This window comes from Amycolatopsis thermalba, assembly GCF_023376025.1.
Taxonomy (GTDB): Bacteria; Actinomycetota; Actinomycetes; order Mycobacteriales; family Pseudonocardiaceae; genus Amycolatopsis_E; species Amycolatopsis_E thermalba.
This window is the reverse complement of sequence record NZ_CP091196.1, coordinates 3444033-3464389: the sequence shown is the minus strand read 5'-3', so window position 1 is coordinate 3464389 and position 20357 is coordinate 3444033. Positions and strand designations below refer to the sequence as shown.

11 protein-coding genes are annotated in these 20357 nt (G+C 72.0%); 9 read left to right on the top strand and 2 right to left on the bottom strand.

The annotated features are described in order from the left end of the window. Positions 1-48: 48 nt before the first annotated feature. From glgX (L1857_RS16625) to glgB, 8 genes are all read left to right on the top strand, one after another. Positions 49-2166, top strand: a complete 2118-nt coding sequence (gene glgX, locus L1857_RS16625) for a glycogen debranching protein GlgX (protein ID WP_094006975.1) — start codon at positions 49-51, stop codon at positions 2164-2166. Beyond that, complete coding sequence (gene treY, locus L1857_RS16620) at positions 2163-4433, top strand: malto-oligosyltrehalose synthase (protein ID WP_249465530.1); 2271 nt, start codon at positions 2163-2165, stop codon at positions 4431-4433. The genes glgX (L1857_RS16625) and treY overlap by 4 nt, the downstream gene beginning before the upstream one ends. Further along, positions 4430-6139: a malto-oligosyltrehalose trehalohydrolase gene (gene treZ / locus L1857_RS16615; RefSeq protein WP_094006971.1), complete on the top strand. Its 1710-nt coding sequence runs from the start codon at positions 4430-4432 to the stop codon at positions 6137-6139. The genes treY and treZ overlap by 4 nt, the downstream gene beginning before the upstream one ends. 453 nt (positions 6140-6592) lie before the next feature. After that, the gene (gene glgX, locus L1857_RS16610; protein WP_094006963.1) at positions 6593-8728 is read left to right on the top strand and encodes a glycogen debranching protein GlgX; all 2136 of its coding nucleotides are present in this window, start codon (positions 6593-6595) and stop codon (positions 8726-8728) included. A gap of 745 nt (positions 8729-9473) precedes the next feature. Beyond that, complete coding sequence (locus tag L1857_RS16605) at positions 9474-11459, top strand: maltotransferase domain-containing protein (RefSeq protein WP_094006962.1); 1986 nt, start codon at positions 9474-9476, stop codon at positions 11457-11459. A gap of 101 nt (positions 11460-11560) precedes the next feature. Continuing rightward, positions 11561-13372: a maltose alpha-D-glucosyltransferase gene (gene treS, locus L1857_RS16600; protein WP_094007146.1), complete on the top strand. Its 1812-nt coding sequence runs from the start codon at positions 11561-11563 to the stop codon at positions 13370-13372. Position 13373: 1 nt separating this feature from the next. After that, positions 13374-14765 carry a maltokinase N-terminal cap-like domain-containing protein gene (locus L1857_RS16595; protein WP_094006960.1) on the top strand — a complete coding sequence of 464 codons (1392 nt, stop codon included), beginning with the start codon at positions 13374-13376 and terminating at the stop codon, positions 14763-14765. Beyond that, positions 14762-16948 carry a 1,4-alpha-glucan branching protein GlgB gene (glgB, locus tag L1857_RS16590; RefSeq protein ID WP_094006958.1) on the top strand — a complete coding sequence of 729 codons (2187 nt, stop codon included), beginning with the start codon at positions 14762-14764 and terminating at the stop codon, positions 16946-16948. Before L1857_RS16595 ends, glgB begins: the two co-directional genes overlap by 4 nt. Before the next feature lie 282 nt (positions 16949-17230). Here glgB and L1857_RS16585 read toward each other — a convergent pair whose 3' ends face one another. Beyond that, a complete protein-coding gene (locus L1857_RS16585) occupies positions 17231-17971 on the bottom strand; it encodes a TetR family transcriptional regulator (RefSeq protein ID WP_249465528.1) in 741 nt (246 codons plus the stop codon). A 123-nt stretch (positions 17972-18094) separates the two neighbouring features. On the opposite strand from L1857_RS16585, the gene L1857_RS16580 reads away from it, so the two are divergent. Beyond that, the gene (locus L1857_RS16580; protein WP_094006954.1) at positions 18095-18547 is read left to right on the top strand and encodes a hypothetical protein; all 453 of its coding nucleotides are present in this window, start codon (positions 18095-18097) and stop codon (positions 18545-18547) included. 191 nt (positions 18548-18738) lie between these two features. Here the strand turns inward: L1857_RS16580 and L1857_RS16575 are convergent, their stop codons facing one another. After that, on the bottom strand, positions 18739-20298 hold the full coding sequence (locus L1857_RS16575) for a PucR family transcriptional regulator (protein WP_249465525.1): 1560 nt from the start codon (positions 20296-20298) through the stop codon (positions 18739-18741). Positions 20299-20357: the final 59 nt, after the last annotated feature.

The following is a 20357-nucleotide window of genomic DNA, read 5'->3' as shown; positions in this document are numbered from 1 at the left end:
GGGCACACGTCGGACATCACGGCTCGCTCAACGCTAGAAGGAGAACCTGTGCCGCCCTGGCCCGGAATGCCCTACCCGCTCGGCGCCACCTACGACGGTGTGGGCACCAACTTCGCCCTCTTCTCGGAGGTCGCGGAGTTCGTCGAGCTGTGCCTGATCGACGCCGACGGCACCGAGGAACGGCACCGCCTCACCGAGGTCGACGGGTTCGTCCACCACGGGTACCTGCTCGGTGTCGGTCCCGGTCAGCGCTACGGCTACCGCGTGCACGGTCCCTACGACCCGTCGCGCGGCCTGCGCTGCAACCCGAACAAGCTGCTGATCGACCCCTACGCCAAGGCGATCGCCGGTCACATCGACTGGGACGAGGCGCTGTTCGCCTACCCGTTCGGCAAACCGGACGAGCGCAACGACGCCGATTCGGCGGCGCACGTGCCGCACGCGGTGGTGGTCAACCCGTTCTTCGACTGGGGTGACGACCGGCCGCCGCGCACGCCCTACAACGAGACGGTGATCTACGAGGCGCACGTGCGCGGCCTCACCATGAACCACCCGGAGGTGCCGCCGCGGCTGCGCGGCACCTACGCCGGCCTGGCGCACCCGGCGGTCATCGAGCACCTGACGAAGCTCGGCGTCACGGCGATCGAGCTGATGCCGGTGCACCAGTTCATCACCGACCACGGCCTCGCCGAGAAGGGCCTGCGCAACTACTGGGGCTACAACACGATCGGGTTCTTCGCCCCGCACGAGGGCTACGCGGCGCTGCCCGAGCAGGCCGGCCAGGTGCAGGAGTTCAAAGGCATGGTCAAGGCCCTGCACGAGGCCGGCATCGAGGTCATCCTCGACGTGGTCTACAACCACACCGCCGAGGGCAACCACCTCGGCCCCACGCTGTCCATGCGCGGCATCGACAACCAGGCCTACTACCGGCTGGTCGAGGACGAGCCGCAGTACTACATGGACTACACCGGCACCGGCAACTCGCTGAACGTGCGCAACCCGCACACCCTGCAGCTCATCATGGACTCGTTGCGGTACTGGGTCACCGAGATGCACGTCGACGGGTTCCGGTTCGACCTCGCCGCCACCCTGGCCCGCGAGTTCTACGACGTCGACCGGCTGTCCACGTTCTTCGACCTGGTGCAGCAGGACCCGACGGTGAGCCGGGTCAAGCTGATCGCGGAGCCGTGGGACGTCGGGCCGGGCGGTTACCAGGTCGGCAACTTCCCTCCACTGTGGACGGAGTGGAACGGCCAGTTCCGGGACACCGTGCGGGACTTCTGGCGCGGCGAGCCGGCCACGCTCGGCGAGTTCGCCTCGCGGCTGACCGGATCATCCGACCTGTACCAGGACGACGGCCGCCGCCCGTACGCCTCGATCAACTTCGTCACCGCGCACGACGGCTTCACGCTGCAGGACCTGGTGTCCTACAACACCAAGCACAACGAGGCCAACGGCGAGGACGGCCGTGACGGCGCCGACGACAACCGCTCGTGGAACTGCGGTGTCGAGGGCGAGACCGACGACGAAGAGGTGCTCGCGCTGCGGGCGAAGCAGCGCCGCAACATGCTCGCCACCCTGCTGCTGTCGCAGGGCGTGCCGATGCTGCTGCACGGCGACGAAATGGGCCGCACCCAGCGGGGCAACAACAACGTCTACTGCCAGGACAACGAGATCTCCTGGATGGACTGGTCGCTGGCCAAGGCCAACGCCGACCAGGTCGAGTTCGCCGCCGCGCTGGCCGCCTTCCGCAAGAAGCACCCGGTGTTCCGGCGCCGCCGCTTCTTCGCGGGCAAGCCCATCGGCAAGGGTGAGGAGCTGCGCGACATCGCCTGGTTCACCCCGTCCGGCGAGGAGATGAAGGAGCAGAACTGGGACGACGGCTTCGGCAAGGCCATCGTCGCGTTCCTCAACGGCGAGGGCATCAACGACCTCGACCCGCGCGGCATGAAGGTCACCGACGACTCGTTCCTGCTGGCGTTCAACGCGCACTACGAGGACATCGAGCTGGTGCTGCCGGGCGCCGACTACGGCGCGGGCTGGGCGGTGGTGGTCGACACCGAGGCCGGCACGGTCGCCGAGGAGCCGGGTGAGCCGGTGCCCGCGGGCGGCACGCTGAACCTGCCCGCCCGCTCGCTCGTGGTGCTGCAGCGGGTGGACGCATGAGACCCTCCGCCACCTACCGGGTCCAGCTGCGCCCGGAGTTCACCTTCGCCGACGCCGCCGACCGCATCCCCTACCTGCGCGAGCTCGGCGTGGGCGCGCTCTACGCCTCGCCGGTGCTGGACGCCACGCCCGGTTCGACCCACGGCTACGACGTGGTCGACCCGACGCGGGCACGGCCGGAGCTGGGCGGCGAGGACGCGCGGCGGGCGCTGGCGAAGCGGCTGCGCGAGGCCGGGCTCGGGTTCGTCGTGGACATCGTGCCCAACCACATGGCGGTCGAGGTCGCCAAGGCGAACCCGTGGTGGTGGGACGTGCTGCGGCACGGCCCCGGCTCGGCCCACGCCGACTACTTCGACATCGACTGGCGGCGCGGCAAGGTGCTGCTGCCCGTCCTCGGGGACGACGCCGACGTGGCCGGGCTGCGGGTCGAGGGCGAGGAACTCGTCTACTACGAGCACCGGTTCCCGATCGCGCCCGGCACCGGGCAGGGCAGCCCCGAGGAGGTGCACGCGCGGCAGCACTACGAGCTGGTGGGCTGGCGGCGCGGCAACGCGGAGCTGAACTACCGCCGCTTCTTCGACATCACCACGCTCGCCGCGGTGCGGGTCGAGCTGCCCGACGTCTTCCAGGCCACGCACGGCGAGGTGCTGCGCTGGGTCGCCGAGGGCGAGGTCACCGGGCTGCGCGTGGACCACCCGGACGGCCTGGCCGATCCGGGCGGCTACATGCGGATGCTGCGCGCGGGCGCGCCGGAGGCGTGGCTGGTGGTGGAGAAGATCCTGCACCCGGGTGAGGACCTGCCGCAGAGCTGGCCGGTGGACGGCACCACCGGCTACGACGCGCTGCGGGAGATCACCGGGCTGCTGGTCGACCCGGCCGGGGAGGCGCCGCTGACCGAGCTGGCCCGGTGGCTGGGCCAGCCGGTGGACTACGCCGAGGTCGAGGACCGGGCGCGGCGCCTGGTGACCGACCGGATCCTGGTGGCCGAGGTGCGCCGGATCGCCGCGCTGGTGCGCGGCGTGGAACCCGAGGCGGCACAGGGCGCGGTGGCCGAGACGATGATCGCGTTCCCGGTGTACCGGTCCTACCTGCCCGAGGGCGCGGCGCACTGGGCGGCCGCGATCGCCGCCGCCCGCGCCGCGCGGCCCGATCTCGCCGAGGCGATCGACGCGCTGGACTTCCAGGTGCGCGAGGACCCGCGCGGCGAGCTGGCCACCCGCATCCAGCAGACGTCCGGCATGGTGGTCGCCAAGGGCACCGAGGACACCACCTTCTACCGTTACACGCGCTTCGCCGCGCTCAACGAGGTCGGCGGCTCCCCCCACGACTTCGGCTCCTCCGTGGACGCCTTCCACGCGATGGCCGCCGCGCGCGAGGCCGGCTGGCCGGCGGCGATGACCACGCTGACCACGCACGACACCAAGCGGTCCGAGGACGTGCGGGCCCGGCTGGCGGTGCTGTCGGAGGTGGCGGGCGAGTTCGCCGAGGCGGTGACCCGGTGGACCGCGCGGCGCGGGATCGACGAGCCGTCGCTGAACCTGCTGGCGTGGCAGACGCTGGTGGGCGCCTGGCCGATCACCCCGGACCGGCTGCGCGGCTACCTGGACAAGGCGGCCAAGGAGAGCAAGCTCCGCACCACCTGGACCGACCACGACGAGGAGTTCGAGCGGGCGGTCGCGGCCTGGCCGGACGAGGTCCTCGGCGACGCGGACCTGGCGGCCGAGGTCGAGGAGTTCGTCGAGCGGGTGCGCGGCCCGGGGTGGTCGAACTCCCTGGCGCAGAAGCTGATCCAGCTCACCGCGCCCGGCGTGCCGGACGTCTACCAGGGCACCGAGCTGTGGGACCTGTCGCTGGTCGACCCGGACAACCGGCGGCCGGTGGACTACGCGCTGCGCGCCAGGCTGCTGGAGGAGATCGCGGGCGGGTGGCTGCCGCCGGTCGACTCCTCCGGTGCGGCGAAGCTGCTCGTCGTGCACCGGGCGCTGACCCTGCGCCGGGACCGCCCGGAGCTGTTCACCGGCTACCGCCGCCTGCACGCCGAGGGCCCGGCCGCCGCGCACGCGGTCGCCTTCGAGCGCAGCGGGCTGATCACGGTGGCCACGCGGCTGCCGGTGGGGCTCGCCGAGGGCGGCGGCTGGCGGGACACGGTGCTGCCGCTGCCCGCCGGTGCGTGGACCGACGCGATCACCGGGGCGGCGGTCACCGGTGAGCTGTCCGCAATGCTGGCGCGGTACCCGGTCGCCCTGCTGGTGCGAGGAGAGTCATGACGTTCCGCGTGTGGGCCCCCGCGGCTTCCCGGGTCCGCGTGCGCACCGGGGGCGCCGACCACGAGATGACCGCCGGGGGCGGCGGCTGGTGGTTCTCCGACGTGCCCGCGCCGCCGGGCGCCGACTACGCGTTCGTGCTCGACGACGATGAGAAAGCGCTTCCCGATCCGCGCTCGGCCTGGCAGCCGCAGGGTGTGCACGGGCCGTCGCGGATCTACGACCACTCCGCGTTCGCCTGGACCGACGCCTCGTGGACCGGACGCGCCCTGCCCGGCGGGGTGATCTACGAGCTGCACATCGGCACGTTCACGCCCGAGGGCACGTTCGACGCGGCGATCGAGCGGCTGGACCACCTGGCCGGCCTCGGGGTCACGTTCGTCGAGGTGCTGCCGGTCAACTCCTTCGACGGCACCGACGGCTGGGGGTACGACGGCGTGCTGTGGGGCGCGGCGCACGAGCCCTACGGCGGGCCGGACGGGTTCAAGCGGTTCGTCGACGCCTGCCACGCGCGGGGCCTGGCCGTGGTGCTCGACGTGGTCTACAACCACCTCGGGCCGTCCGGGGCGTACCTGGACCGGTTCGGGCCGTACTTCGCCGGGCGGAACGACTGGGGTCCCGGGCTGAACCTCGACGGGGAGGGCTCCGACGAGGTCCGCCGGTACGTGCTGGACAACGCGCTGGGCTGGCTGCGCGACTTCCACGTCGACGCGCTGCGGCTGGACGCGGTGCACGCGCTGAACGACCGGCGGGCCACGCACCTGCTGGAGGAGCTGGCCGTGGAGGTGGAGGCGCTGTCCGCGGCGGTGCGGCGGCCGCTGACGCTGATCGCCGAGTCGGACCTCAACGACCCGCGGCTGGTCACCGCGCGCGAGGGCGGCGGGTACGGGCTGCACGCCCAGTGGTGCGACGACCTGCACCACGCGCTGCACGTGACGCTGTCCGGGGAGACCAGCGGGTACTACGCCGACTTCGGCGCGCCCGGGGCGCTGGAGCGGACGCTGCGGCAGGCGTTCTTCCACGCCGGCACGTGGTCGTCGTTCCGGGAGCGGACGCACGGCCGCCCGGTGGACACGCGGACCGTTCCCGGCCACCGGTTCCTGATCTACCTGCAGAACCACGACCAGATCGGCAACCGGGCGACCGGCGACCGGTTGTCCGCCTCGGTGTCCCCCGGCCGGCTGGCCTGCGGCGCGGCGATCGTGTTCTGCTCGCCGTACACGCCGATGGTGTTCATGGGCGAGGAGTGGGCGGCGAGCACGCCGTGGCAGTTCTTCGCCTCGTTCCCCGACCCGGAGCTGGCGGAGGCGGTCCGGACGGGCCGCCGGCGCGAGTTCGCGCGCCACGGCTGGGGCGAGGCCGAGGTGCCGGACCCGATGGACCGGGCGACGGTGGAGCGGTCGCGGCTGGACTGGTCGGAGCCGGGCAAGGAGGGGCACCGCAAGATGCTCGAGCTGTACCGGTCGCTGATCGCGCTGCGCCGGTCCCGGCCCGAGCTGGCGGACCCGTGGCTGGACCGGTTCGCGGTGCACGCCGACGACGCGCTGCTGGTACTGGACCGCGGCGCGCTGCGCTTGGTGTGCAACTTCGGCCCCGAGCCGGCCGACCTGGGCGAACCCGCGGGCGAGGTCCTCGCGTCGTGGGGCGCCGCCACCGCCACCCACCTGCCCCCGGACACGTTCGTCCTGATCGACACCGCCCGGCGGTGACCGACCCTCATCACCCCACCGGGGCGAACGACCCGGCAAGGTGCCGCTTCCCCGGGGAGCGGCCACCGCCGCGCACCCGCCCCCGGACACCTTCGTCCTGACCGACACCACCCGCCGGTGACCGACCCGCCACCACCCCACGCAGCCGGCCCGTGCCCACCCGCACCTGGGCGAACAACCCCGCGAGGTGCCGCTATCCCGGGGTGCGGCCACCCACCATCCACCCGCCCCCGGATGATCGACACCGCCCGGCGGTGACCAAACCCTCACCACCCCGTAGCGGGCCTGGCCAGCCCGCCACCCCTCCCCGCAGAAGGCGCCACCGACCTGCGCGAACATCCCCGCGCACCCCAGCCGCGGCCACGCCCCGTCACCACCCGGCCGGCCACCCGCGCCTGATCAACACCGTTCGGCGGTGACGGAATTGTCGGGGGGTCCTGGGACAATCGGGACATGGCCATCCGACCCGCCCCCGGCAACCTCGTCCTCGCCGGGCGTCCCTTCCCCCTGGGCGCCCACCCCGAGGGCGGGGGCGTCCGGTTCGCCGTCACCTCCACCGTCGCCGACGCCGTGGAGGTGTGCCTGATCAGCGAGGACGGTTCCGAACGCCGCGTCGAGCTGACCGAGCGCACCTTCGGCGTGTGGCACGGCCTGGTGCCGGGCGTGACGTCCGGCCAGAAGTACGGCTACCGGGTCCACGGCCCCTACGACCCGTCGCGCGGCCTGCGCTGCAACCCGGACAAGATCCTCGTCGACCCGTACGCCACCCGCATCACCGGCGGCCTCACCGACCTGACCGCGGCCCTGGGCTACGCGGGCGACCCGATGCACCCCCGGCGTTCCAAGGTCGACTCGCTGGGCAGCGTGCCGCTGTCGGTGGTCACCTCGCACGGCGGGCCGGACACCGGCGTGAAGCCGGAGGTGCCGTTCGAGGAGTCGGTCATCTACGAGATGCACGTCAAGGGTTTCACGCAGCGCCACCCGGAGATCCCGCCGAACCTGCGCGGCACCTACCTGGGCCTGGCCCACCCGGCGGCGATCGAGCACCTGGTGCGGCTCGGGGTCACCGCCGTGGAGCTGCTGCCGGTGCACTGGTTCACCGAGGAGCCGTACCTGGTGCGCACCGGGCGCAAGAACTACTGGGGCTACTCGCCTCTGGGCTACTTCGCGCCGCACGCCGGCTACGCCAGCGAACCGGGCCGCGAGGTCGCCGAGTTCCGCACCATGGTCGCCGCCCTGCACGCGGCCAACATCGAGGTCATCCTCGACGTGGTCTTCAACCACACCTGCGAGGGCGGCCTGGACGGGCCGACGCTGTCCTTCCGCGGCCTGGACGCCCCCGCCTACTACCTGCACGCCGGCCGCGGCAACGTCATCGACCTGACCGGCTGCGGCAACACGCTGGAGCCGCGCTCGCCGACGGTGATCCGCCTGGTCACCGACTCGCTGCGGTACTGGGCGACCGAGATGGGGGTCGACGGGTTCCGGTTCGACCTCGCCAGCACCCTCGGCCGCCCCGGCGGCGGCGTGTTCGACCGCGACTCGGCGCTGCTGACCGCGATCACCACCGACCCGGTGCTGTCCCGGTGCAAGCTGATCGCCGAGCCGTGGGACGTGACCGGGCACGGCTACCGCGTCGGCGACTTCGGCGCGCAGTGGGCGGAGTGGAACGGCCGCTACCGCGACACGGTGCGCGACTTCTGGCGCGGCGCGGTCGGCGTGGACGACCTGGCGTTCCGGCTGTCCGGGTCCTCGGACCTGTACGACCACAACCTGCGCCGCCCGTGGCAGTCGATCAACTTCATCACCGCCCACGACGGCTTCACGCTGCGCGACCTGGTGTCCTACAACGACAAGCACAACGAGGCCAACGGCGAGGACAACCGAGACGGCACCAACGACAACCGCTCGTGGAACCACGGCGCCGAGGGCGAGACCGCCGACCCGGAGATCCGCGCGCTGCGGGCCCGGCAGGCGCGCAACCTGCTCGCCACGCTGCTCCTGTCGACGGGCACACCGATGCTCGTCGCGGGTGACGAGCTGTGGCGCACGCAGGGCGGCAACAACAACGCCTACTGCCTGGACGACGAGACGTCGTGGCTGGACTGGTCCGGCGACCCCGACGCGACCGCGATGCTGGCCTTCACGCGCCGGCTGGTGCACCTGCGCGCGGCGAGCCCCGCGCTGAGGCAGCCGGAGTTCTTCGAGGGCCGCACCACGCCCACCGGGCGCCCCGACCTGATCTGGTTCCGCCCCGACGGCGAGGAGATGACGGAGGAGGACTGGTTCGACGGCGGCCGCCGCACGCTGATGATGTGGATCGACGGGTCGAACAGCCAGTCCCGCACCCGGGAGGGCGAGCTGATCGCCGACCACTCCTGGCTGCTGATCCTCCACTCCGGCGACGAGCCGGCGAAGGTGACGCTGCCGGGCCCCGAATTCGGCGAGACCCTGAAGCCGACGCTGGACACCACCACGCCCGACGGCAGCCCCGCCACCCCGGGGGCGCTGACGGCGGGCAGCAGGCTGACGATGCCCGCGCGGGCGCTGTTGCTGCTCCGCGCGCCGCGGGACATCACGCCGCAGTAGGCCGGGAGGAGCAGCGGGCGCGACAGCGCCAGCGCAGCGGGCGCGGCGCTTCCCGGCCTCAGCCGCGGCACTGGGGCGCGATCGGGCGCGCCCCTCGCGGGCCTCAGCCACGGCGGCCGCCCCGGACGAGCGCCCAGGAGAAGCGCCCGGATGCGGCGGGGTGCGGCACAGCGACCCGGCCGGGTCGCTGTGCCAGGTGCCCGGGTGAGAAAGCGTCCAGCACGCCGGCACTGCGCCGCAGGCGCGCAGCCCCACAGCCGCTCAGCCCAGTAGCCGCGCAGCACCGCAGCCACGAGCCGCGTAGCCGCGTAGCTTCGCGGCGCCCTCACCGCCGAGAAGATCCCTCCCCGCGACCGCCCCTCCCATCGCGGAGCGTGATCGGCGCCCTCCCTCACCCCGGCACGACCACCGGAACAGACCAGCGTCCCCGCGGTTACCCGCGAGTACCCCGGGGCACCCCGATCCCAGACGCAGCAAGTCCTTTCGAGCTGACGCCCGTTGGGGTTATCCGACTTGCCTGAACACCGTTGAAGGGTCGAAAGTGCGCGAGGAACGCACCCCAGCGAACCAGGCCGTGACGCCTGGGTTACCAGTCGATGACCACACTGGACACACGTGGCCCGCCGACGGAGAGTGACACCCAAGGCGGTAGTTTGCGCACGTTCGCAGCGGGGTACTCCCTTCCGAAGACCTGTACGTCCCCGGACGCTGCACATTCGACAACACTGTGAGAGGGGCGCTGCCGATGACCGGCCGGCTCGGCATCGACGACGTGACCCCAGCGGTCAGCTGTGGCCACCACCCGTCGAAAGCCGTGGTGGGGGAACACGTTCCGATCTCGGCGACGGTCTGGCGGGAGGGTCATGACGCGGTCGCCGCCACCGTGTCCTGGCGCGGCCCGCACGACCGCATCTCCCGCCGCACCCGGATGACCGAGCAGGGCACTGGTCTGGACCGCTTCGGCGCGGTCATCGTCCCGGACGCCGAAGGGCTGTGGACCTTCCGCGTCGACGCGTGGAGCGACCCCTGGTCGACCTGGAAGCACGCCGTCAAGGTCAAGGTGGCCGCGGGTCAGGACGCCACCGAGCTGGCCAACGACCTGGAAACCGGCGCCCGCCTGCTGGACCGCGTCTCCCGCCGCCCGGACCGCCGCCGCGAGCGGGCCCTGCTCGCCAGCGCCGCGCACGCCCTGCGCGACGCCGACCGCTACCTCTCCGAACGCGTCGGCCCCGCGCTGTCCGCCGACATCGACCGGATCATGCACGAGTACCCGGTGCGCGAGCTGGTCACCAAGGGCAAGCCGATGCGCATCTGGGTCGACCGGGAACGCGCCGCCTTCGGGTCCTGGTACGAGTTCTTCCCCCGCTCCACCGGCGGCTGGAACGCCCAGGGCCGCCCGGTGCACGGCACCTTCCAGACCGCGGCGAAGGCCCTGGACCGCATCGCGCGGATGGGTTTCGACGTCGTCTACCTGCCCCCGATCCACCCGATCGGCCGCGTCAACCGCAAGGGGCGCAACAACACCCTCACCCCGGACGAGACCGACGTCGGCTCGCCGTGGGCCATCGGCTCCGACGAGGGCGGCCACGACGCCGTCCACCCGCAGCTGGGCACCATCGACGACTTCGACGACTTCGTCGCCCGCGCCAACGAGCTCGGCCTCGAAGTGGCGCTCGACCTGGCGCTGCAGGCCGCCCCCGACCACCCGTGGGTGCTGAAGAACCCGGAGTTCTTCACCACCCGCCCGGACGGCACCATCGCCTACGCGGAGAACCCGCCGAAGAAGTACCAGGACATCTACCCGATCAACTTCGACAACGACCCCGAGGGCATCTACGCCGAGGTCCTGCGGGTCGTGCTGCACTGGGTCTCGCACGGGGTCCGCATCTTCCGGGTGGACAACCCGCACACCAAGCCGCCGGACTTCTGGGCCTGGCTGATCAAGACCGTGAAGGACGCGCACCCGGACGTGCTGTTCCTGTCCGAGGCGTTCACCCGCCCGGCCCGGCTGTGGGGGCTGGCCAAGCTCGGCTTCACCCAGTCCTACACCTACTTCACCTGGCGCACGACGAAGGAGGAGCTCACCGAGTTCGGCGTCGACCTGGTCGAGCACTGGGACGTCGGCAGGCCCAACCTGTTCGTCAACACCCCGGACATCCTCCACGAGTCGCTGCAGAAGGGCGGCCCGGGCATGTTCGCGCTGCGCGCCGCGCTCGCCGCGACGCTGTCGCCGACCTGGGGCGTCTACTCCGGCTACGAGCTGTACGAGCACGAGCCGGTGCGGGAGGGCAGCGAGGAGTACCTGCACTCGGAGAAGTACGAGCTGCGCCCGCGCGACTTCGACCAGGCCCTGGCCGAGGGCCGCTCGCTGGAACCGTGGCTGACGAAGCTGAACGCGGTGCGCCGCGCCCACCCGGCCCTGCAGCAGATGCGCACCCTGCGGTTCCACCACGTGGACAACCCGGCGCTGATCGCGTATTCCAAGCAGGATCCGGCGACGGGCGACACCGTCGTCGTGGTGGTCACCCTGGACCCGCGCGAGGCGCAGGAGGGGACCCTCTGGCTCGACCTGCCCGCGCTCGGTTTCGACTGGCACGAGCGGCTGATCGCGCACGACGAGGTCACCGCCGAGACCTGGGACTGGGGCCAGGCCAACTACGTGCGCCTCGAACCGTGGCGGTCGGTCGCGCACATCGTCGGCGTCCAGCGCCGCCTGGCCGGCCGGGACTGATCCGCGCCGGCCCGACAACAGAGTTTCCCGCAGCACCCCGCGCACCGACCGGCGCCGGGGTAGTCGAACGCACCCGGATGAGGTGGGGAGAGGTGGAGTTCATGGACGAAGACGCCCGGCCGGACGCGGCGCTCGGTCTGGAGGGCATCCCGCACACCGGTGAGGCGATGACCGCGGACGGGATGCTCGTCGAGCCGCAGGCCGACGACTTCAAATCCGCGAAGCAGGCGCCGGCCAACCCGCACTGGTACAAGGGCGCGGTGTTCTACGAGGTGCTGGTGCGTGCGTTCACCGACTCCAACGGCGACGGCACCGGCGACCTGCGCGGCCTGGCGAGCCGTCTCGACTACATCGAGTGGCTCGGCGTGGACTGCCTCTGGCTGCCCCCCTTCTACGCCTCGCCGCTGCGCGACGGCGGCTACGACATCAGCGACTTCCGCGCCGTGCTGCCGGAGTTCGGCACCGTCGAGGACTTCGTCTACCTCCTCGACGAGGCCCACCGGCGCGGCATCCGGGTGATCACCGACCTCGTCCTCAACCACACCTCCGACTCCCACCCGTGGTTCCAGCAGTCCCGGTCCGACCCCGACGGGCCCTACGGCGACTACTACGTCTGGAGCGACGACGACTCGCGCTACGCCGACGCGCGCATCATCTTCGTCGACACCGAGACCTCGAACTGGACCTACGACCCGGTGCGCGGCCAGTTCTACTGGCACCGCTTCTTCGCCCACCAGCCCGACCTCAACTACGAGAACCCGGACGTGCAGGAGGCGATGCTCGACGTCCTGCGGTTCTGGCTGGACCTGGGCATCGACGGGTTCCGCCTGGACGCGGTCCCCTACCTGTTCGAACAGGAGGGCACCAACTGCGAGAACCTGCCGCGCACGCACGAGTTCCTCAAGCGCTGCCGCAAGGTCGTCGACGACGAGTACCCGGGCCGGGTCCTGCTGGCCGAGGCCAACCAGTGGCCCTCCGACGTGGTGGAGTACTTCGGCGACCCGGCCACCGGCGGCGACGAGTGCCACATGGCGTTCCACTTCCCGCTGATGCCACGCATCTTCATGGCCGTGCGCCGGGAGTCCCGCTTCCCGATCTCGGAGATCCTCGCGCAGACGCCGAAGATCCCGGACGGCTGCCAGTGGGGCATCTTCCTGCGCAACCACGACGAGCTGACCCTGGAGATGGTCAGCGACGAAGAGCGCGACTACATGTACGCGGAGTACGCCAAGGACCCGCGGATGAAGGCCAACATCGGCATCCGCCGCCGCCTGGCGCCGCTGCTGGAGAACGACCGCAACCAGCTCGAATTGTTCACGGCTTTGCTGCTGTCCCTGCCCGGCTCACCCGTTCTGTACTACGGTGACGAGATCGGAATGGGCGACAACATCTGGCTGGGTGACCGCGACGCGGTGCGTACACCCATGCAGTGGACGCCCGATCGCAACGCCGGTTTCTCGGGTTGCGACCCGGGCCGGATCTACCTGCCGGTGATCATGGACCCGGTCTACGGGTACCAGGCGATCAACGTCGAGGCCCAGCGGGACAGCGCGTCGTCGCTGCTCAACTGGACGCGGCGGATGATCGAGGTCCGCAAGCAGCACCACGCGTTCGCCGAGGGCGACTTCGTCGAGCTCGGCGGGTCCAACCCGAGCGTGCTGGCCTACAAGCGCACCTGGATCCGGCCGGACGGGCGGCTCGACATCGTCCTGTGTGTGAACAATCTGTCGCGATTCCCGCAGCCGGTCGAGCTGGACCTGTCGGAGCATCACGGCTACACGCCCCTGGAGCTCACCGGCGGTGTTCAGTTCCCCGACATCGGGGAACTGCCTTACCTGCTGACGTTGCCGGGGCACGGCTTCTACTGGTTCCAGCTGCTGGACGCGGACGCGAAGGCGAGGCGAGGTGAGTGATTTGACCGATCCCCGTGAGCTGGTCGGCGCGCTGGTGACCGAACTGCCGGAGTGGCTGCCCACGCAGCGGTGGTTCGCCGGGAAGGACCGCCCGATCACTGCGGTGCGCCCGCTGAGCACGACGGTCCTGATGCCGGGCGACCCGCTCCTGCTCCACCTCGTCGTGGAGGTGGAGCAGGACGACCGGCGCGAGCCGTACCAGCTCCTCATCGGGAGCCAGGCCCACCTGCCGGAGTACCTCGGGTCGAGCTGGATCGGCACCGAGAAGGGGCTGCCCTGCTACGAGGCCACCGGTGACGCCGACCTGACCAGCAAGCTGCTCGACCTCGTCGCCGAACAGGCGCGGATCGGCTCGCTGCGGTTCGCGCGCGAACCCGGCACGGAGCTGCGCGGCGGCCTGCGGGCCCGGCCGGTGGGCGCGGAGCAGAGCAACACCTCGCTCGTGTTCGGTCACCACTACATCCTCAAGCTGTTCCGCAAGCTCACCCCCGGCGAGAACCCGGACCTGCGGCTGCACCGGGCGCTGCACGAGGTGGGCTGCAAGCACATCGCCGAACTGCTCGGCTCGATCACCGGCGACCTCGGCGGTGAGCCGGTCACGATCGGCATGCTGCAGAAGTTCGTGCCCGACGCGGTGGACGGCTGGGCCATGGCCACCACCAGCGTCCGTGACCTCATGGCCGATCCCGAGCTGCCCCCCGACGAGGTGGGCGGCGATTTCGCCGGGGAGGCGCAGCGGCTCGGCCAGGCTGTCGCCTCCGTGCACAGCGACCTGCGGCGGGCCCTCGGCGACGAGATCGCCGACGAGGGCGAGTTCGACCGCACGGTCAAGGCGATGCGGGATCGATTGGACACCGTCAGCCGTGCGGTGCCCCAGCTGGCCGAATACACCCCCGCGCTGCGCGCCGCGTTCGAGAAGGTGCGCGAGACGCGCGGGCCGGTGTCCATGCAGTTCATCCACGGTGACCTGCACCTGGGGCAGGTGCTGCGCACCGTCACCGGGTGGCTGCTGATCGACTTCGAGGGCGAGCCGGCCGCGCCGGCGGCCGAGCGGGTGGCGCTGCGCTCACCACTGCGGGACGTCGCCGGGATGCTGCGCTCGTTCGACTACGCGGCGCACCAGATGCTGATCGGCCACGACGAGGACGACCCGCGGCTGACCGAGCGGGCGCTGGAGTGGGCGCGGCGCAACCGGTCGGCGTTCTGCGACGGCTACGCCAAGGCCGCGCCGGAGACGGTCGGCGACCCGCGCGCGCACAGCGACCTGCTGCGCGCCTTCGAGCTCGACAAGGCCGTCTACGAGGTGGCCTACGAACACGCCAACCGGCCGGAATGGCTGACCGTGCCGCTGGCGTCCATCGCCCGGATCACCGCAGGAGGCGAACAACCGTGAACGCGGTCCCAGCCGAGCTGCCCGAAGCGGCCCCGCCGCCCGGCGACATCGACCGGCTGCTGGCCGGCTCGCACCACGACCCGCACTCGGTCCTCGGTGTGCACACCGCGGGCGAGTCGGTGGTGGTGCGAGCGCTGCGGCCGGGCGCGCGCCGGGTGAGCGTGATCGCCGCTGACCACAAGTCCGACCTGGAACGCGTCGTGGACGGGTTGTGGGCCGGAACGGTGCCCGAGCACCCCGGCGACTACCGGCTGGAGGTCGACTACGACGGGCACGTGTGCGTGATCGACGACCCGTACCGGTGGCTGCCCACGGTCGGCGAGCTGGACCGGCACCTGATCGGCGAGGGCAGGCACGAGCGGCTGTGGGACGTGCTCGGCGCGCACCCGCGCTCCTACGACACGCCCGGCGGGGTCGTCACCGGCACGTCGTTCGCGGTGTGGGCGCCCACCGCGCGCGGGGTGCGGGTGATCGGCGACTTCAACGGGTGGGACGGCCGGTCGCACCCGATGCGGTCGCTGGGCTCGTCCGGGGTGTGGGAGCTGTTCATCCCGGGCGTGGAGATCGGGACGCACTACAAGTTCCGCATCCTCGGCGCCGACGGCCAGTGGCACGAGAAGGCCGACCCGATGGCGTTCGCGACGGAGAAACCGCCCGCGACCGCGTCCGTGGTCACCGCGTCGGCCTACGAGTGGTCCGACGACGAGTGGCTGGCCCGGCGCAACGCGACGAACTGGGCCAACGCGCCGATGAGCGTGTACGAGGTGCACCTCGGGTCGTGGCGGCCCGGGCTGGGCTACCGCGAGCTGGCCGAGGAACTGGCCGACTACGTGCAGGACATGGGGTTCACGCACGTCGAGCTGCTGCCGATCGCCGAGCATCCGTTCGGCGGGTCGTGGGGTTACCAGGTCACCTCCTACTACGCGCCGACCGCGCGGTTCGGGCACCCGGACGACTTCCGGTTCTTCGTGGACCGGCTGCACCAGCGCGGCATCGGCGTGATCGTGGACTGGGTGCCGGCCCACTTCCCGAAGGACAACTGGGCGCTGGCGCGGTTCGACGGCACCCCGCTGTACGAGCACGCCGACCCGCGCCGCGGCGAGCAGCCGGACTGGGGCACCTACGTGTTCGACTTCGGCCGCAACGAGGTGCGCAACTTCCTGGTCGCCAACGCGCTGTTCTGGCTGGAGGAGTACCACCTGGACGGTCTGCGCGTGGACGCGGTCGCCTCGATGCTGTACCTGGACTACTCGCGGCCGGAGGGCCAGTGGGTGCCCAACCAGTACGGCGGCCGGGAGAACCTGGACGCGGTGCGGTTCCTGCAGGAGCTGAACGCGACCGTCTACAAGCGACACCCGGGCGTGGTGATGATCGCCGAGGAGTCGACGGCGTGGCCGGGTGTCACGCGGCCGACGCACCTGGGCGGGCTCGGGTTCGGGTTCAAGTGGAACATGGGCTGGATGCACGACACGCTGCACTACCTGGCGCACGATCCGGTGCACCGGTCCTACCACCACAACGAGATGACGTTCTCGCTGGTGTACGCGTGGAGCGAGAACTTCGTGCTGCCGCTGTCGCACGACGAGGTGGTGCACGGCAAGGGCTCGCTGTGGGGGCGGATGCCCGGCGACGACTGGAACAAGGCGGCCGGGGTGCGGTCGCTGCTGGCGTTCATGTGGGCGCACCCGGGCAAGCAGCTGCTGTTCATGGGCGGCGAGTTCGGGCAGCAGCAGGAGTGGTCGGAGGAGCGGTCGCTGGACTGGCACCTGCTGGAGCAGCCGCTGCACGGCGGGATCCAGAAGCTGATGCGCGACCTGAACTCGGTGTACGCGTCGCTGCCCGCGTTGTTCAGCGCGGACACCACGCCGGAGGGCTTCGCGTGGATCGACGCGAACGACTCGGCCGGCAACGTGCTGAGCTTCCTGCGCCTCGGCGAGGACGGCTCGCGGCTGGCGTGCGTGGCGAACTTCGCCGGGATGCCGCACCACGACTACCGGGTCGGGCTGCCGGTGGCGGGCCGGTGGCGCGAGGTGGTCAACACCGACGCGGAGGTCTACGGCGGGTCCGGGGTGGGCAACCTCGGGGCCGTGGAGGCCGAGCCGGAGCCGTGGCACGGCCAGCCGGCGTCGGCGGTGCTGCAGCTCCCGCCGAACGGGGTGCTCTGGCTCGCTCCCGAGGAGTGAGCCGCCGAGCGCGGAACTCGCGCGCCGGAAGGTGGAACTCGCCGGCGGGAACGTGGAACTCGCGGGCGGGAACGTGGGACTCGCGGCGTGCGCGAGTTCCGCGCTCAGGTGCGCGAGTTCCGCGCTCAGGGGCGCGAGTTCCACGCTCGTGCGCGAGTTCCGCGCTCGTGCGCGAGTTCCGCGCTCGTGCGTGAGTTCCGCGCTCGTGCGTGAGTTTCGTGCTTGTGAAGTTGCTAGTGGCACGGGGTGCCACTTCCCCGCGGAGTGGCACCCCGTGCCATCTCAGCCGTCGCGCCGGAGGGCCTGGCTGATCTGGCGGACCACTTCGGACAGCGGGGCGGAGGCCTTGAGGACCGCGATCACCGACTCGTCGTCGCCGGCGGACCGGGGCGGGGCCGCGTCGGCGAAGGCGTCGATCACCAGCGCGAACGCCTCCTTGGCGTGGGCGTGCGCGTCCTCCGTGCCGCCGCTGCGCAGCCACCGGCGCAGGACGTGGTTGTGCGCGGCCGCGACCGCCGCCGCGGCGACCGAGCCGCGCAGGTCCCACAGCGGGTCCCCGGCGGCCTGGAACCGCGCGCGCAGGTAGGTCGCGAGCACGCGCTGGTAGCGGTCGACGCTGGCGACCTCCTTGTCCCGCAACGAGGGCACCGTGCGGGTGAGCGCGAACCGCTTGACCGAGACGTCCGGGTCGGCGAGGTAGGAGTCCAGCACCAGCCCGACGCCGGCGCACGCCACCTCGAGGGGGTTCTGCCGGTCGTCAGCGGTGGCGAAGAGCTGCTCGATCCGGCCGAGGACCTCCTCGTGGTTCGGGAAGATCGCGTCCTCCTTCGACCGGAAGTACCGGAAGAAGGTGCGCCGCCCCACGCCCGCGGCCGAGGCGATCTCGTCGACCGTGGTGGCGTCGTACCCCTGCTCGGAGAACTTCTCGATCGCCGCCACGGTGAGGGCGTGGCGCAGCCGCCTGCGCCCCGCGGTGGTCCTGCCCACCCGCGGTCGCGGCGCGGACCGGGACTCGTCGGACATGAGGCCGAACCTAACAGGCCGGGCTTGCTAAGGGCACGCAGTGCCATTAGCATCACAGTCATCCACCACCGATCTCGGGCACTGTGGCTCTGGTGCCCCGCCTCACCGGGAAGGGGGCTCGTGATGAGCGTCGATCACGACCTGGGCACCAAGCGTCCGGCCAGCACGCCCATGGACTACCGCCGCACGTTCGGCTGGCCGGTCCACTGGCAGAACGGCACCCTGAACTTCGTGATCGGGGCCGGCATCGGCGCGGTCGCCGTGCCGCGGGCCCGGGCCGAGCAGGTGCTGGAGAACCTGGCGCGCCAGGGCTGCCGCGGGCCCGCGCTGAGCGTGCCCACCAAGCACGGTTCGGTGGTCATCTTCCTGGTCGAGGCCGACATCCTGGGCAGCGACGCCGAGTTCCTCCCCAGCGACGTGCGGGTGCTGACGGCGGGCACGTCGATCCCGCTGCCCGGCACCCACGGCCCCGCCGACCTCGCGCGGTGGATCGTGGCGCCGGACCCGCACCAGCGCTGGCTGCCGAGCCTGACGGCCGTGCTGGCGGCCATCCGCTCGGCGGGCCGCTACCGCTGAGGAGGAAAGCGCTTCCCGGCGCGGAGGCAGTGCCGCGTTGCGATTGCGATCTTGACGACTGTCTCGCCGCTGAGGTGATCGCTGAGACGAAGTTCGTGCCCGGCAAGGCCGGGCTCGTGCTCGTGCCGTCGGATCTCCAGGATCGGGAGCGGACGATCAGCCGGAGCTTCACGGCGGCGCGGTATAGGTCGTTATACGCCCGGCGGCAGCCGCAACTGCAGCGCCGCGAACAGCCGCACCAGTGGATCGCCCAGGTCGAGTCCCGCCACCTCGCCCGCTCGCCGCACGCGGTAGCGCAGCGTGTTCGGGTGCACGTGCAGCTTCGCGGCTGCCGAGCGGACGTCGCCCAGCGCGTCCAGGTACGCCAGCAGTGACGACGCCAGGTCCGGGTGCCGCGAGCGCAACTCCGTCAGCCGCGGGTCGCGCAGGCGCGGCTGCTCGGCCAGCACCGCGAGCGTCTCGCTGACCAGGACCTGCGACCGGACGTCCGCCAGCGTCGCCACCTCCAGGTCCAGCCCGCGGGCCATCGCGTCCAGCACCCGGTCCGCCTCCTGCCGCGACACCCCCACGTCCTCCACCCCCGGCACCACCCGGCCGATCGCCGCCCGCACCGGCGTCCCCGCCGAGGCCACCATCTCGCGCGTCAGGTCCAGCAACGACACCCCGGCGGGCAGATCGGGCAGGAACACGTACGTCCGGCCGCCGAGCTGGGTCACCAGCGCGCTGCGCCGGTAGGCCGCCGCGTGCACCGAGATCACCGACGCCAGCGCGGACCGCCGCAGCTCCAGCTCCGTGCGGTCCACCGGCTCGGCCCCGCGCGGCGCGAAGGCCACCACCGCGGCCGGCTTCGCCGGATCGGCCCCGATCTGCCGCGCCACCGAGACCGGGTCGCTGCGCCCCTCCAGCATCCCGGCCAGCAGGTTCTCCCGGAACCGGGCGCCCGCCGCGCTGCGCCGCCGGACCAGGTGCAGCGCCGCCACCCGGGCCGCGCCCACCAGTGCCTGCTCCGCGCGCGAAGCCAGCGGCGCCGCACCCTCCTGCACCCAGATCGACCCGAGCGGCCGCCCGCCCGCGTGCACCCCGATCGCCAGGCGCGTGCGGATGCCCAGGTCCGGCCGCTCCTCGATGCGCACGACCTCCTCGGTGGCCCGCAACCGCTGGTAGACGCCCCACTCGTGCAGCATCTTCAGGTACGGCGCCGGCCCCTGACGGCCCAGGATCGACAACCGGCGCAGCTCGTCCACCTCGTCGTCGGACCTCGAGTACGCCAGCACGCGGCTCGCGGTGTCCTCGATGCTCACGATCCCGCCGGTCAGCGCGGCGATCGTCTGGGCCAGCGAGAACAGGTCCCCCAGCGTCTCCCCCGCGTCCTCGTCCGCCGCGCCCCGGGCGGTTTCCAGCACCCCGCGCACCAGCGCGGCCAGCTGCTCCCACCGCACGTCGGCGGCGACGGCCAGCAGCGCGGTCCCGGCGTCGGTCGCCGCGTTCCGCAGCAGCGGCAACGCCGAATCGGACTCCACCTTGACCGCCACCGCCGCCGCGCCCTGCCGCCCGGCGGCCCGGATCAGCGGCACCGCCGCCCGCCCGCGCGCGCCGATCACCAGCGCCAGGTCGCCGGGTCGCAGCTCCGGCGTGTCGTCCGGTTCGAGCACCACGACGTCGGAGACCTCGCCCGCCAGGCCGTCCGGAGCGACCTCCACCTCGACCAGCGGATCACCGAGCGCGATCAGGACCTGCCGCAGTTGTGCCACGGGACGAACACTAGTCCCAGGATTGGCCGAACCGACAAAAACCGGCGCCCGCGATCTTC